This is a genomic window from Lysobacter sp. K5869 (assembly GCF_018847975.1).
Taxonomy (GTDB): Bacteria; Pseudomonadota; Gammaproteobacteria; order Xanthomonadales; family Xanthomonadaceae; genus Lysobacter.
On record NZ_CP072597.1, the window covers coordinates 2,391,091 to 2,406,208 of the forward strand.

Below are 15,118 nucleotides of genomic sequence, written 5' to 3' on the forward strand. Positions count from 1 at the left end.
GCAGTGAACGTTTCCGCCGAACCGCCCGAACCGCCCCTGTCCGACGTCCTGGCCCTGCCCGCGGCGGCGGCCCTGTCCGCGCCGCTGCGCGCCGGATTGCTCGGCGCGGCGAGCGCGCCGCAGGCCGGCGAGGGCGCGCTGGACTCGCCGGCGGTGGTCGCCGCGACCCTGGACGCGCTGGCCCTGCTCGGCGCCGACGGCGACACCGTGGCCGCCGCGCTGCTGCACGCCTACCCGGGCTGGGCCGCCGCGCTGGGGCCGGGCTGGGAGCGCGAACACCCGGTGCTGGCCGCGCTGCTGGACGGCCAGCGCGCCGCCGAGCAGGTCTGGGCGCTGCACGCCGAACCCGGCCGGCGTTCGGGCAGCGAAGGCCTGCGCCGGCTGCTGCTGGCGATCGTGCGCGACCTGCGCGTGGTGCCGATCCTGCTGGCGCGGCAGCTGGCGCGGCTGCGCCACGCCGATCAGCTGGCGCCGCAGACCCGGCGCGAACTGGCCGCGCTGACCCGCGACATCCACGCGCCGCTGGCCAACCGGCTCGGCATCTGGCAGCTCAAGTGGGAACTCGAGGACCTCGCGTTCCGCCACCTGGAGCCGCAGACCTATCAGAAGATCGCGCGCCTGCTCGACGAAAAGCGGGTCGACCGCGAGCGCTACATCGAGAACGTCAAGCGCGTGCTGCGCGAGGCGATGGCCGCGCAGGGCGTCGAGGCCGAGGTCGCCGGCCGGCCCAAGCACATCTACAGCATCTGGAAGAAGATGCAGCGCAAGGACGTGCCGATCGGCGAGCTCTACGACCTGCGCGCGGTGCGCGTGCTGGTCGGCGATCTGGGCGCGTGCTACGCCGCGCTGGGCGTGGTGCACGCGCAGTGGACGCCGATCCCGAGCGAGTTCGACGACTACATCGCCCGGCCCAAGCGCAACGACTACCGCTCGCTGCACACCGCCGTGGTCGGGCCGGAAGGCAAGACCCTGGAAGTGCAGATCCGCACCCACGACATGCACCGCCAGGCCGAACTCGGCGTGGCGGCGCATTGGAAATACAAGGAAGTCGGCAGCCAGAGCGCCGACGCCGCGTTCGACCGCAAGATCGCCTGGATGCGGCGCCTGCTCGACACCAAGACCGACGGCGGCGGCGACGAGGCCTTGGCCGGCGAACTCGACACCGAACTGGTCGAGGACCGCGTCTACGTGCTCACGCCCAAGGGCGAGGTGATCGATCTGCCGGCCGGGGCGACGCCGCTGGATTTCGCCTACCACGTGCACACCGAGGTCGGCCATCGCTGCCGCGGCGCCAAGGTCGACGGCCGCATCGTGCCGCTCGACCACAAGCTGCGCAGCGGCGACCGGGTCGAAATCCTCACCGCCAAGACCGGCGAGCCGCGCCGCGATTGGTTGGTGGCCGCCAACGGCTTCCTCGCCAGCAACCGCTCGCGCGAGAAGGTCCGCACCTGGTTCCACAAGCTCGACCGTTCGCGCAACGAAGCGGCCGGGCGCGAACTGCTGGACAAGGAACTGCGCCGGCTCGGCCTGCTCGGCGCGGAACTGGCGCCGGCGCTGGAACGCTTCACCCTGGCCAGCGACGGCGATCTGTACGTGCAGGTGGCGCTGGGCTATCTCGGCCCGCATCAGGTCGGCCGGGTGCTGCTGGAACACGAACGCGCCGTCGCCGCGCCGGCCGCGCCGCAACCGGCCTCGAGCGTGGTCGCGGTGTCGGCGCGCAAGCCAGCCGGCAAGACCACCGACTTCACCGTCGAAGGCGTCGGCAACCTGCTGGTGCAGCTGGCGCGCTGCTGCCAGCCGCTGCCGGGCGAACCCATCGTCGGCTATTTGACCCGCGGCCGCGGCGTCAGCGTGCACCGTCCGGGCTGCGGCGCGTTCGAGCGTCTGGCCGCGGCCCAGCCGCAGCGGGTGCTGCCGGTGGAGTGGGGGCGCAAGGGGTCCAGCTACGAGGTCGATATCGAAGTGCTGGCGCTGGACCGCAAGTGGCTGCTCAAGGAAGTCACCAACGTCATCGCCCAGGGCAACGCGCACGTGTTGAGCATCCGCAGCGACGTCGAGCGCAACGGCGCCCAGGTGCGGCTGCGCTTCCGCCTGCGCGTGGGCGACTACGGGCAGTTGTCGAACCTGCTCGGCAAGCTGTCGTCGCTGCCGGGCGTGGAGTACGCGCAGCGCAAATGAGCGCGGCCGGCGCCGGCGTCGCGGCGCCAGAGGCCGGCGCGTCCGGCGATGCTCGCCGGCCGCGACGACCGGCCCGAGACGCCCGCCGGGCAAGCGCGAACGCTGTCACGATCGTCATGCGCTCGGCGTTATCCTGTGCGCCGTGAATCCGCGCCCGCCCGCCACGCCCGACCTCGCCGCCGCCCCGCCGGGCGGCGCGCGCATCGAGCCGGCGGCGGGCGATTGGACGCAACTGGATTTCGACGCCGACGCGCGCCGCGAACCTCGCGATGCGCCCGACGACGGCGGCCCGCGCGAGTGGTTGTTGCGCCATTGGCCGCGCGTTCTCGCCGTCCTCGCGGCCGCGGCGGTGCTCGCCGCGCTGACCCTGTGGCGCCAGCCGCTGTCGGAATGGGTGTGGCCGGAAACCCGTTTGCAGCGGCTGCGCGATCAAGCCGCGCGGGCCTTGTCCGAAGGCCGGCTGACCTCGCCCGACGGCCGCGGCGCGCGCGAGCTCTACGAAGCCGCGCTGGCCGTGGACCCCGACCGCGGCGACGCCCGCGACGGCCTGACCCGCACCGGCGAAGTCGCCTTGCAGCAGGCGCGCCAAGCCATCGACGGCAGCCATTTCGAATTCGCCCGGCAACGCATCGACCTCGCCCGCGACCTCGCCGTGCCGCGCGCCAAGGTCGAACCGCTGGCGCAGTTGCTGCGCCAGCGCGAGGCCGCCCATGCCGGCCTGGACCGCATGGTCGCCGCCGCCGCGACCGCGCGCGAGCAAGGCCGCCTGGACGGCGCGCCCGACGCCGCGCTGCCGCTTTACCTGCGCGTGCTGGAGCTGCAGCCGCAGCGCAACGATGCGCTGGAAGGCCGCGACGACACCCTCGCCGATCTGCTGCAGCAAGCGCGACAGGCGCTGGAGCGCGGCGAACTGGTGCGCGGCGCGCAGGACATCGCCCGCGCCCAGGAGGCCGACCCCGGCCATGCCGATCTGCCCGACAGCCTGACCTTGCTCGAATCGCGGTTGGAGCGGCGCCGCGGCGAAGCCGCGCAGGCGCTGCGGCGGCAGCGGCTGGAGGCGGCGGTGGAGGCGTATCGCGAGGTGCTCGCGGTGCGCGCCGACGATGCCGCCGCGCGCGAAGGCCTGATCGCCGCGGCCGCGGCGTACGCCGCGCGCAGCGAACGTCTGGCCGCGGATTTCCGCTTCGCCGACGCCGAACAGGAACTGGCCCTGGCGCGCGACATCGCCCCGGCCGCGCCGGCCGTGGCGACCGCGCGCCAGCACCTCGACCGCGCGCGCGAATCGCGCAAGCGCTTCGACCGCGAAGGTCCGGCGCACCGGCGCCAATCGTTGCAACGGCTGCTGGCCGAGGCTGCCGCCGCCGAACAGCGCGGCGATCTGCTGACCCCGCCGGGCGACAGCGCCTACGACAAACTGCGCGCGGCGCAGGCGATCGCCCCGGCCGACCCGGCCGTGCGCGCCGCCGGCGCGCGCCTGCTGCCGGCGGCCAAGCGCTGCTTCGAGCGCGAACTCGGCGGCAACCGGCTCTCGCGCGCCGGCGAATGCCTCGACGCGCGGCGCGCGCTGGAGGGCGGCGGCGGCGCGGTGCGCGAGGCCTCGGCGCGGCTGGCCCAGCGCTGGATCGGGGTCGGCAGCGAGCGCCTGGGCGCGGGCGAACTGCGCGCCGCGCGCGCGGCGCTGCAGGCCGCGCGCGGGCTCGACGCCAACGCGCCGGGACTGAGCGAACTGGCCGCGCGGGTGCAGGCGGCCGGGGCGGCGAGCAACTGAGCGCCGGCGCGGCGGCCGGTGCCGAACGCATCGGGCCGCGCTCTCGCGCGAGCGCCGATCGACGCCGAAGCCGTCGTGCCGCGCGCCCGGAACCTCTTCGGAGCGGCGGCCCGCGTTCGCCATTGCGCCGCGGTTCCGCAACCCGGCCCCGGGCCTGGGCGATAATGCCGCCCATGCCCCATCGCCCCGTCTTCCGTTTCCCGACCCCGCGCGTCCGCGCCGCGGAGCCGCGCTGACATGAGCGCTCCCGCCCCGACCGCCGGCGCCGACGTGTGCGCGGCGATCGTCACCTATCACCCGCAGATCGACTTGCTGCGCGAAGTCGTCGCCGCGGTGCGCCCGCAGGTCGGCCGCGTGCTGATCTTCGACAACGCCAGCCCCGGCGCCGACGTCGCCGCGTTCTTCGACGAACTGCGCGCGCAGGGCGCGCAGGTGCTGCGCAGCGAGCGCAACGTCGGCCTGGGCAGCGCGATCAACGCCGCCGCGCGGCTGGCGCGCGAGGCCGGGTTCGCGCAGATCCTGCTGATGGACCAAGACAGTCTGGTCGGCGCCGACATGGTCGCGGTGCTGCAGCGCTGGCTGCGCGAACTGCGGGCGCAAGGCCCGGTCGCCGCGGTCGGCCCGCAGTTCCGCGACCAGCGCACCGGCGCGGTCGCGCCGTTCGTGCGCATCGCCTTCCCGATGAACCGCAAGCTGTTCGGCGGGCCGGGGCAGGCGGTGGACTGCGATTTCCTGATCACCTCCGGCACCTTGCTGCCGCTGGACGCGCTCGACGCGGTCGGCGGCATGGACGAGGGCTTGTTCATCGACAACGTCGACATCGAGTGGAGCTCGCGCGCCAAGTACCGCGGCTACAAGCTCTACGGCATCTGCGACGCGCACATGCAGCACCGCATCGGCGATCTGGTGCCGATCACGCGCTTGCTGCCCACGTACAAGCACGTGGTGCACAGCCCGACCCGGCTGTACTACATGATGCGCAACCGCGTGCTGCTGTACCGCCGCGCCGAAGTGCCGGGGCGCTGGGCGGCGCAGGATCTGCCGCGGCTGGTGCTGAAGTTCGTCGGCACGGCGGTGTTCCTCGCGCCGCGGCTCGGGTATCTGCGGGCGATGCTGAGCGGGCTGCGCGACGGGATCGCGGGGCGGATGGGGCCGATGCCGCAGCGGTGAGGGGCTTGCATCGCGGTTGAGTTTTCGCGGTCGCAGCTCGCGCAGCTCCTACCGTCGGATACGAACCATCCGAAGCCCCTGTAGGAGCTGCGCGAACTGCGACCGCGACAACCCAACCACGACGAACCCCTCGGCCCCGCCACCGCCCCCAGGTTTTGCCGATCCCGGCCTTTGGCCTGAACCAATACCCAATCGCGGTGTCCAACCGCGGTCCCCCCACCCCCGGCACCGCGGACGCGCCCTCCGGACGCCTGCGCTAGACTTGCCCGCGACTCAACGCACAGCATCTCCGTGGCCCGAATCGATTACGACGAAGACGAGCACGACGACAACGACGGGCAGGGCGCGCGGCCGGGCTGGCGTCGCCGGCTGGTGACCTGGACCCTGGCCGCCGGCGGCCTCGGCCTGGGCTTCCTGATCCCGTACACGCTCTATCTCAACCACGAAGTCGGCGAGCGCTTCGGCCAGTTGCAATGGCAGATCCCGACCCGCGTCTACGCGCGCCCGCTCGAAGTCGCGCCGGGCGCGGCGCTGGACGCGGCCACGCTCAAGACCGAACTCGACGCGGCCTCCTACCGCGAGGACGGCGGCGCGCGCCCGGGCACCTACGCCCGCGACGGCGGCCGCTTCACCATCGCCAGCCGCGGCTTCAACGATGTCGACGGCACGGTGCAGCCGCGCCGGATCGAAGTCGTGGTCTCCGGCGGCCGCATCGCCAGCGTGCGCGACCTGACCAGCAAGAAGGCGCTGCGCGCCGCGCGCCTGGACCCGGCGCGCATCGCCACGCTGTACGGCCAGAAGCAGGAAGAGCGCCGGCTGGTGCGGATCGAAGAGGTGCCGGAGCTGCTGGTCACCGGCCTGCAGGCGGTCGAGGACCGCGACTTCAACCACCACTTCGGCATCGATCTGTCGGGCATGGCCCGCGCCGCGTTCAAGAACGTCGCCGCCGGCCGCGCCAAGCAAGGCGCCAGCACCCTGACCCAGCAGCTCGCGCGCAGCGGCCTGCTCGGCATCGGCCAGGAACAGACGCTGACCCGCAAGGGCAAGGAAATCATCTACGCCCTGCTGATCGAGGCGCGCTACGACAAGCGCACGATCCTGGAGGCGTACTTCAATCAGGTGTATCTGGGCCAGCGCGGCTCGCAGGCCATCCACGGCGTCGCCGCGGCCTCGGAGTTCTGGTTCGGCCGCGATCTGCGCGATCTCAACACCGAGCAGATCGCGCTGTTGATCGGCATCGTGCGCGGCCCGTCGTACTACGACCCGCGGCGCAACGGCGAGCGCGCGCTGTCGCGGCGCAATTTCGTGCTCGGCGAAATGCACGAGACCGGGCTGATCGGCGAAGAGGAATACCAGCGCGCGATCAAGACCCCGCTGGAGATCACCCAGAACCCGGGCAACATCGCCGCCAACCGTTTCCCGGCCTACGTCGATCTGATCCGCCGCCAGCTCGCCCGCGACTATCCGGCCGACGCGCTGGCCGGCGCCGGCCTGAGCGTGATGAGCGGCATGTCGCCGTCGGCGCAGGCGCAGGCCGAAGGCGCGGTGGCGCGCACGCTCAAGGGTCTGGACAACAAGCGCCGCCCGCCGCTGCAGGCCGGCCTGGTGGTGACCGACGTGCACAACGGCGAAGTCGTCGCCGTGGTCGGCAGCCGCGAGTTCACCCAGCCGGGCTTCAATCGCGCGGTGGAAGCGCAGCGTCCGGTCGGTTCGCTGCTCAAGCCGTTCGTGTATTTGCTGGCGTTGGCGCGGCCGAGCGAATTCAATCTGTCGACCTGGATCGACGACTCGCCGGTGGCGGTCAAGCTCGGCCGCGGCCGCACCTGGAATCCGGGCAACTCCGACGGGCGCAGCCACGGCTTGGTGCGCATGGTCGACGCGCTGGCGATGTCCTACAACCAGGCCACCGTGCGCGTGGGCATGCAGGTCTCGCCCGACGCCATCGTCGAGCTCACCCAAAAGCTGGCCGGCATCCAGGCGCCGAACAATCCTTCGCTGATCCTCGGCGCGGTCGATCAAAGCCCTTACGCGATGGCCCAGCTGTACCAGTTCCTCGCCTCCGGCGGCGAAGTGCAGCCGCTGCACGCGGTGCGCGGCGTGCTCGACGCGCAGGGCAAGGCGGTCAAGCGCTACGACAAGGAACCCGCGCCGGCGCAGGAAGGCGACGCGATCGCCGCGCGCCTAATCACCATCGCCCTGCAGCAGGCCGTCACCAACGGCACCGGCCGCCAGCTCGTCGCCGACGGCCTGGGCAAGCTGGCGCCGGCCGGCAAGACCGGCACCAGCAACGACGGCCGCGACAGCTGGTTCGCCGGCTGGACCGGCGACCATCTGGCGGTGATCTGGGTCGGCAACGATCAGAACCAGACCACCGGCCTGTACGGCGCCACCGGCGCGATGCGGGTGTGGTCGGCGATCTTCTCGCGCCTGCCCACCGCGCCGCTGCAAGTCACCGACAAGGGATTGGACTGGCAGCCGGTGATCGGCAGCAACAGCACCGACGCGGCCTGCGCCGGCGCGCGCCGGTTCCCGTTCGTGGCCGGCTTCGCGCCGCAATACGCGCCGTGCCCGGCGCCGCAGCCGGAAGCCGAGGAATCCAGCGGCGGCTGGCGCGAATGGTTCGGCATCGGCAAGGACAAGGACGAGTCTGCGCGCGAGCCGGCGCCCACTCCCCCGTCTCCGGAGCAGTAATCGATGATCCGTATTCCGTTGCGCGCCGCTCGCCGCGGCGCCGCTCCCGCGGCTCTGACCGCCGCCCTCCTGGCCGCGCTCGCCACGGCCTGTTCGGTCGCGCCGCCGCAGCCGTCGCAGCTGGCCGAAGCCAACTTCAACGGCGAAGCCGCGGTCGCGCAGGTGCGCGCCGCCGCCAGCGGCGCCGCCGCGCGCGAGCTGGACGTGCAGCCGCTGCGCGATCCGCAGGTCGAAGACTTGCGGCAAAAGGCCGAGGCGCTGGAAAAATCGCGCAAGTACGCCGAGGCCGCGGCCGCGCTGGATCAGGCGCTGCAGATCAACGCCGACGACCCGGCGCTGCTGCAGGAACGCGCCGAGGCCGCGCTGCTGCTGCACCGCCTGGACGACGCCGAGCGCTACGCGCTCAAGGCCTTCGACGGCGGCTCGCAAGTCGGCCCGCTGTGCCGCCGGCATTGGGCGGCGATCGCCCAGGCGCGCCAGGGCAAGCTCGACGGCGTCAACGCGGCGATGAAGCTGGCCAAGCGCCAGGACCATTACGACGCCCTGGTGCCGCAGCGCGACGGCTTGATCAAATCGCGCAAGCAGGCGCAGGACAAGATCGCCGTCTGCACCGTCGCCGCGCCGAACAGGTACTGACGCTTCCATGGAACCCAGTCGCCTCGGCGTCGCCAGTCGGGCCGCGCTGAGCGACGGCGGCGAGATCGCGCGCAAGCTCGAAACCTTCGCGCCGCGGTCGGCGCAGCAAGACCTGACCGCGGCCATCGCCGATGCGTTCGAAAGCCGCGACACGCTGCTGGCCGAGGCCGGCACCGGCACCGGCAAGACCTTCGCCTATCTGGTGCCGGCGCTGCTGTCGGGGCTGAAGACCATCGTCTCCACCGGCACCCGCGCGCTGCAGGATCAGCTCTATCACCGCGACTTGCCGCGCGTGCGCGACGCGCTCGGCGTGGGCTTGAAGACCGCGCTGCTGAAGGGCCGCGCGAACTACCTGTGCCGCTATCGCATGGAACAGGCCAAGGGCGAGCCGAAGTTCTCCTCGCGCGAGGTGGCCGCGCAGTTCCAGCGCATCGTCGCGTGGTCCGGGCGCACCCGCCTGGGCGATCTGGCCGAACTCGAAGCGTTGCCGGAAGAATCGCCGCTGCTGCCGATGGTCACCTCCACCGCGGAGAACTGCCTGGGCAGCGAATGCCCGTTCTACGCCGATTGCTTCGTGGTGCAGGCGCGCCAGCGCGCGCAGGCGGCCGACGTGGTGGTGGTCAATCATCATTTGCTGCTGGCCGACCTGGCGTTGAAGCAGGAAGGCTTCGGCGAAATCCTGCCCGGTGCGCAGGCCTTCGTGATCGACGAAGCGCACCAGTTGCCCGAGCTGGCCGCGCAGTTCTTCGGCGAGGCGATCAGCGCGCGGCCGCTGGTCGAGCTGGCGCGCGACGCGCTGGCCGAATGCAAGAGCGTGACCGGCGCGCTGGCGAGCCTGCAGGTGCCGGCGCGCGATCTGGAGCATTCGGTGCGCGTGCTGCGCACCGCGATGGACGAACTGCCGATCCGCGGCACCCGCCGCCGCGCCGGCGAAGTGCCGGCGGTGGAGGACGCGTTCGACAACCTCGAAGCCGCGCTGCTCAATCTGCGCGACGCGCTGGAGCCGCTGCGCGGCGCCGCACCGGGCTTCGACAGTTGCCATGCGCGCGCCGAGGAGTTCATCGAACGCCTGCGCCGTTGGCGCGGCGCGCCGGTGCCGCGTCCGGCGCCGGAACCCGAGGAAGACGACGATTTTTCGCCGCCGCGGCGCGAAGAGATTCCGGCCGAGGCCGAGAACCAGGACGCGTTCGCCGCCGCGCAAGAAGCGCAAACCGAAGGCGAGGGCACGCCGCCGGAAGGCCGCGACGGCAGCGTGCTGTGGTACGAGCTGACCGCGCGCGGTTTCCGCCTCAGCCGCACCCCGCTCGACGTGGCCGGGCCGCTCGCCGCGCATCGCGAACGCTCGCGCGCAGCCTGGGTGTTCACCTCGGCCACGCTCACCGTCGGCGGCCATTTCCATCATTACTCGCGCAAGCTCGGCTTGTTCGAGCCCAAGACCTTGCTCGCGCCGAGCCCGTTCGACTGGCCGCATCAGGCGCTGATGTACCTGCCGCAGGGGCTGCCCGATCCGGTCGTGCGCCATTACAACGAGAGCATGGTCGAACGCCTGCGCCCGGTGCTGGAAGCCTCGGGCGGCCGAGCGTTCGTACTGTTCGCCTCGCACCGCGCGCTGCGCGAGACCGCCGAACTGCTCAAGGACGGCCCGTGGCCGCTGTTCGTCCAGGGCGAGGCGCCGCGGCACGTGCTGCTGGAGCGCTTCCGCGCCTCCGGCAACGGCGTGCTGCTGGGCGCGGCCAGCTTCCGCGAGGGCGTGGACGTGGCCGGCGAGGCGCTGAGCGTGGTGGTGATCGACAAACTACCGTTCGCCGCGCCCGACGATCCGGTGTTCGAGGCGCGCCTGGAGGCGATCCGCCGCCGCGGCGGCAACCCGTTCCGCGACGAACAGCTGCCGCAGGCGGTGATCGCGCTCAAGCAGGGCGCCGGCCGCCTGATCCGCAGCGAACGCGACCGCGGCGTGCTGGTGCTGTGCGACCCGCGCCTGCACAGCAAGAGCTACGGCCGCACCTTCCTCGACTCGCTGCCGCCGCTGCCGCGCAGCCGCCGCATCGAGGACGTGGCCGACTTCTTCGCCGGCCGGCCCTTGGCCCTAGAATCGGCCTCGTCCGCGCGCGACGGCGAGGACTACTACTACCGCTGAACGCGGTCGACGTTGACGAGGTGGGCCATGAGCGAGCAAGCACCGGCGCGCAAGCCGCGCGTACACGGATTGGGCGGAGTATTCTTCAAGGCGCGCGATCCGGCCGCGCTGTCGCAGTGGTACCAGCGCCATCTGGACCTGGACGTGCAGGGCTGGGGCGGGGCGCTGCTGCGCTGGCGCCGCGCCGACGACGGCAGCGAGGCCTGCACCGTGTGGGCGCCGTTCGGCGAGGACAGCGAGTACTTCAAGCCCAGCGACAAGCCCTACATGCTGAACCTGCGCGTGGACGATCTGCAGGCGACCCTGCAGGGACTGCGCGAGGAAGGCTGCACGGTGCTGGACCGTTACGAGGAATCCGAGCAGGGCAAGTTCGGCTATGCGCTGGATCCGGAAGGCGGGTTGCTGGAGTTGTGGGAGCCGGCGCCGGGGTATTGAGGTCGCTGAGTCCTACCGTCATTCCCGCGAACGCGGGAACGACGGTAGGAACGAACGCAAGCCACCGCCACCCGGTCCGATCACGCCATCCCCGCCCATCCGCGCGATAATCGCCCCGATGAAACTCCTGGCCTTTGAAACCTCGACCGAAGCCTGCTCGGTCGCCCTGTGGCTCGACGGCGAAGTGCTGGAGCGCTTCGAGCTGGCGCCGCGCCGCCACGCCGAACTGTCGCTGCCCTGGGCCGAGCAACTGCTGGCCGAGGCCGGCGTGAAGCGCCGCGAACTCGACGCCGTGGCCCTGGGCCGCGGCCCGGGCGCGTTCACCGGCGTGCGTCTGGCCATCGCCTTGGCTCAGGGCGTGGCCCTGGCCCTGGATGTGCCGGCGATCCCGGTCTCGACCCTGGCCGTGCTGGCGCTGCGCGCGCGGCCGCTCGCCGCCGGCGCCGGTCCGCAACGCGTGCTCAGCGCGATCGACGCGCGCATGGGCGAGGTCTATACCGCCGCTTATGAACTGCGCGACGGCGAAGCGTTCGCGCTCGACCAGGAAGCCGTGCTCGCGCCCGACGCCGCGCAGTTGCCCGATGCCGGCGACGGCGCGCTCGATAACGGCTGGCTCGGCGTCGGCACCGGCTTCGCCGCCGCCGACGGCGCGCTGCGTCAGCGCCTGGGCGCGCGCTTCGCCGCCATCGACGCCGACGCGCTGCCGCACGCCGCCGACCTCGCGCGATTGGCCGCGGCCGCCTACGCGCGCGGCGAAACCGTCGCGCCCGAACGGATCGAACCGGCGTACCTGCGCAACAACGTCGCCCTCACCATCGCCGAGCAAGCCGCGCTGCGCGCACGCTCCTCCTAGCCGCATCCGCACTCAAGGACGCACCATGAAATCGCTGAGCCGCCTCGCGCTGTGCTGCGGCCTGTTGCTGGCGCTGCCGCTGTGCGCGCAGGCCGAGGTCTGGCGCGGCACCATCGGCACGCTGCCGATAGCGCTGAAGCTGGACGATGAAAAAGGCCCGGACGTCTACGGCCAGTATTTCTACTTCAAGCACCTGCGCGACCTGGAACTGGAAGGCAAGCGCGACGAGCGCGGCGTCCTGCATCTGCAAGTGCGCAGCCGCGACGAGGAGGCCGCGACCGAGCGCTGGGAGCTGAGCGAAAAAGCCGGCGCGCTGGAAGGGCAGTGGACCTCGGGCAAGCGCAGCTTGCCGATCCGTCTGCAGCGCGTGGACCTCAAGGCCTTGCGCGCCGGCCGCGACGGCGAACGCTATCGCCGCGCCGGCGACGACGTCTCTGCGTTCGACGCGCTGCGCATCGGCGAACTCGCTCTGGAGAAATCCAAGACCCAGCAGTTCCAGGGCCACAGCCTGCAATGGTGGCGCGAGCCGCGCAGCGGCGCGGAGTTGTTCACCGTCGAATCCGGCATCGAGGCGCCGGCGCGCGCCCGCGTCAACGGCCTCCTCAAGCAGCGGCTGTGGCGCACTGCCATCGACGCGCTGCAATGCACGTCCGCGCCGAACAGCGATTTCGATCTGACCGTCACCCCGCGCCTGCTCGACCGCCGCTTCCTCAGCCTCAGCCTGATGACCAGCTACTACTGCGGCGGCGCGCATCCGGACTTCGGCGATTCGCCCTTGACCATCGACGTGCGCAGCGGCCGCGAACTGGCGCTGGAAGACATCCTCTGGCTCGGCAAGGGCGAGCCCCCGCGCAGCGCGGGCAACGGCGATTACGAAAGCCCCGGCTACAAGCGCTTGAACGAATACCGCGAATCGACCCTGGTGCCGTGGACGGTCAAGACCTTGACCCGCCTACACCCGGACGAGATGGCGCCACCGGCAAAAGAAGACGAAGGCTGCAACTACGCCGACCCCGGCGTGTGGGGCACGTCGATCTGGTACCTCACCGCGGAAGGGCTCTACCTCGGCCCGTACTTCGCTCGCGTCGCGCGCGCCTGCGAGTACCCGGACTGGTCGCTGGTGCCGTGGACGCTGGTCGAACGCAATCCCGGCCCGGCGCTGCAAGCGAAGTGACGGCGACGACGTTTCGCTCGCGGCGCGGCCGCGGGCGAAGCGCGCCGGCTCGTCCGCCGCTCAGCCGATCGCCGCTTATTCGTCCACCAACGAACCGCCCGGCAGGAAATTCCAGGTCCGCGTCACGTGCAGGATGTCCGGGTTCTCTTCGGTCTTCGGCAGCGGCGGATACGGTTCGGCCAGCTTGGCGATGCGCAAGGCCGAATCGTCGAGCAGGGCGATGCCGCTGCTGCGCACGATGTCGGCGCGTTCGACGCTGCCGTTGCGGCGCACCGCGACGCTGATGACCACTTGCCCGGCGAGCTTGCGCCGGCGCGCTTCGTCGGGGTAGTTGAGGTTGCCGACGCGTTCGACCCGGTCGACCCACTCGCGCAGGTAGCCGGCCCAGGCGTATTCGGTGGTGCTGGCGGAGACGAACTTGCGGGTCGGGCGCTTGGCGTAGCGCTCCGAGCGCATGTGGATCTCGGCCGCGAGCCGCGCCATCTCGATGTCGTGTTCGATCTTGCGCTGGCCGGCCGGCAGCGGGCGTTCGGTCGGGGTCTGGGTGATGCGTTCGCGCGGCGCCACGGTTTCGCCGCGGGTGCTGCTGACCACGCGCGCGGTCGGCTGCGGTTGCGCGGCCGGCGACTGCGCGCGCAGCGCCATCTGCGCCACGCCGGCCTCGGCCTGCGGCGAGGGGCCGGACTGGTTGTCGCGCGGGCGCGTGCTCTTGTCGTGCTCGCCGCCGCCCTGGTTGTTGGCTTGGGCGAGGAAGTCGGCTTGCTTGGGCGTCAGCGCGGTCTGGGTCTGGGTCAGGATCACGTCCAGGGTCGGCACCACCGGCGCGGCTTTCTCCAGGGTGTAGCCGACGCCGAGCAGCAAGATGCCGTGGACCAGCACCGACAGCACCATGGTCGCGCTGAAGCGCTGCGGCTCGGCCAGCCCGCCGCCGGGCAGGTGCGGAACGCCGACCGCGCTCATGCGGCGCGCGCGGCCGGCCGGCGGGCTTCGATCGCGTCGAACAGCAGGCCGGCGATGTTGAGGCCGAACTGCTCGTCGAGTTCGCGGATGCAGGTCGGGCTGGTGACGTTGAGTTCGGTCATGTAGTCGCCGATCACGTCCAGGCCGACGAACAGCATGCCGCGCTCGCGCATCTCCGGGCCGACCTGCTCGGCGATCCAGCGGTCGCGGTCGCTGAGCGGGCGGCCTTCGCCGCGGCCGCCGACGGCGAGGTTGCCGCGGAACTCGTCGCCCTGCGGAATCCGCGCCAGCGCGTAATCGACCGGCACGCCGTCGACCAGCAGCACGCGCTTGTCGCCGTCCTTGATGTCCGGCAGGTACTTCTGCGCCATCACCAGATGCTTGCCGCCGTCGCCGAGGGTTTCCAGGATCACGTTGAGGTTGGGCTCGCCGGCGGCGGCGCGGAAGATCGAACGCCCGCCCATGCCGTCGAGCGGCTTGAGCACGGCCTCGCCGTGGCGCTGGACGAAGGCCTTGAGCTCGGCGGCGTCGCGGCTGACCAGGGTGTCGATGCAGCACTGCGGGAACAGCAGCGCGGCGAGCTTCTCGTTGTAGTCGCGCAGCCCCTGCGGATCGTTGACCACGAACGCGCCGGCGCGCTGGGCGACCGAGAGGATCTGGGTGTCGTGCAGGTACTCGGCGTCGACCGGCGGGTCCTTGCGCATGAGGATCACGTGCGCACTACCGAGTTCGATTTGTGACCAATTTCCCAATTCGTACCAACCGGCTTTGTCGTCCTGCACGCGCAGCGACGCCACCTTGGCCAGGGCGCGACCGCCGTCCAGGCTCAATCCGCCGGGCGCCACGTACCAAAGGCGGTGGCCGCGGCGCTGGCCTTCCAGCAACATGGCGAAGGTAGAGTCCTTGGCGATCTTGATCGACCCGATCGGGTCCATCACGACGACGATGTCCAACGGCATGGCAACGGAATCCTCAAAGATTGACGGGATGGTAGCAGGCAGGTCGCCTGTATCTGTCATGATGTAGGGGTCGCAAACGGCCGCGCAGCGTCCATTTGCGACACGCAGCGATCAGGTCGCCCGCCTTGCGCGGAAGGGGACGATGGCCTAGCCGAGG

11 protein-coding genes are annotated in these 15,118 nt (G+C 71.7%); 9 read left to right on the plus strand and 2 right to left on the minus strand.

Going from position 1 to position 15,118, the window contains the following annotated elements; genetic code table 11:
• Positions 1-3: 3 nt before the first annotated feature.
• From J5226_RS10240 to J5226_RS10280, 9 genes are all read left to right on the plus strand, one after another.
• On the plus strand, positions 4-2,178 hold the full coding sequence (locus J5226_RS10240) for a bifunctional (p)ppGpp synthetase/guanosine-3',5'-bis(diphosphate) 3'-pyrophosphohydrolase (protein ID WP_255323048.1): 2,175 nt from the start codon (positions 4-6) through the stop codon (positions 2,176-2,178).
• Positions 2,179-2,320: 142 nt separating this feature from the next.
• A complete protein-coding gene (locus tag J5226_RS10245; protein ID WP_215839812.1) occupies positions 2,321-3,946 on the plus strand; it encodes a hypothetical protein in 1,626 nt (541 codons plus the stop codon).
• Positions 3,947-4,183: 237 nt separating this feature from the next.
• Positions 4,184-5,116: a glycosyltransferase family 2 protein gene (locus tag J5226_RS10250; protein ID WP_215839813.1), complete on the plus strand. Its 933-nt coding sequence runs from the start codon at positions 4,184-4,186 to the stop codon at positions 5,114-5,116.
• Between the two features lie 300 nt (positions 5,117-5,416).
• A complete protein-coding gene (mrcB, locus tag J5226_RS10255) occupies positions 5,417-7,807 on the plus strand; it encodes a penicillin-binding protein 1B (RefSeq protein ID WP_255323103.1) in 2,391 nt (796 codons plus the stop codon).
• A 3-nt stretch (positions 7,808-7,810) separates the two neighbouring features.
• Complete coding sequence (locus J5226_RS10260; RefSeq protein WP_215839815.1) at positions 7,811-8,443, plus strand: hypothetical protein; 633 nt, start codon at positions 7,811-7,813, stop codon at positions 8,441-8,443.
• A 7-nt stretch (positions 8,444-8,450) separates the two neighbouring features.
• Positions 8,451-10,580, plus strand: a complete 2,130-nt coding sequence (locus J5226_RS10265) for an ATP-dependent DNA helicase (protein WP_215839816.1) — start codon at positions 8,451-8,453, stop codon at positions 10,578-10,580.
• 27 nt (positions 10,581-10,607) lie between these two features.
• A complete protein-coding gene (locus tag J5226_RS10270) occupies positions 10,608-11,015 on the plus strand; it encodes a VOC family protein (protein ID WP_215839817.1) in 408 nt (135 codons plus the stop codon).
• Positions 11,016-11,133: 118 nt separating this feature from the next.
• Positions 11,134-11,868 (plus strand): tRNA (adenosine(37)-N6)-threonylcarbamoyltransferase complex dimerization subunit type 1 TsaB, encoded by a 735-nt coding sequence (tsaB, locus tag J5226_RS10275; RefSeq protein ID WP_215839818.1) that lies wholly within the window; start codon positions 11,134-11,136, stop codon positions 11,866-11,868.
• Between the two features lie 25 nt (positions 11,869-11,893).
• Positions 11,894-13,042, plus strand: coding sequence for a hypothetical protein (locus J5226_RS10280; protein WP_215839819.1), 1,149 nt, complete (start codon positions 11,894-11,896; stop codon positions 13,040-13,042).
• 75 nt (positions 13,043-13,117) lie between these two features.
• Here J5226_RS10280 and J5226_RS10285 read toward each other — a convergent pair whose 3' ends face one another.
• Together J5226_RS10285 and gshB are read right to left on the minus strand one after the other, a co-directional pair.
• Positions 13,118-14,002 (minus strand): energy transducer TonB, encoded by an 885-nt coding sequence (locus tag J5226_RS10285; RefSeq protein ID WP_215839820.1) that lies wholly within the window; start codon positions 14,000-14,002, stop codon positions 13,118-13,120.
• Complete coding sequence (gene gshB / locus J5226_RS10290) at positions 13,999-14,961, minus strand: glutathione synthase (protein ID WP_215839821.1); 963 nt, start codon at positions 14,959-14,961, stop codon at positions 13,999-14,001. The genes J5226_RS10285 and gshB overlap by 4 nt, the downstream gene beginning before the upstream one ends.
• Positions 14,962-15,118: the final 157 nt, after the last annotated feature.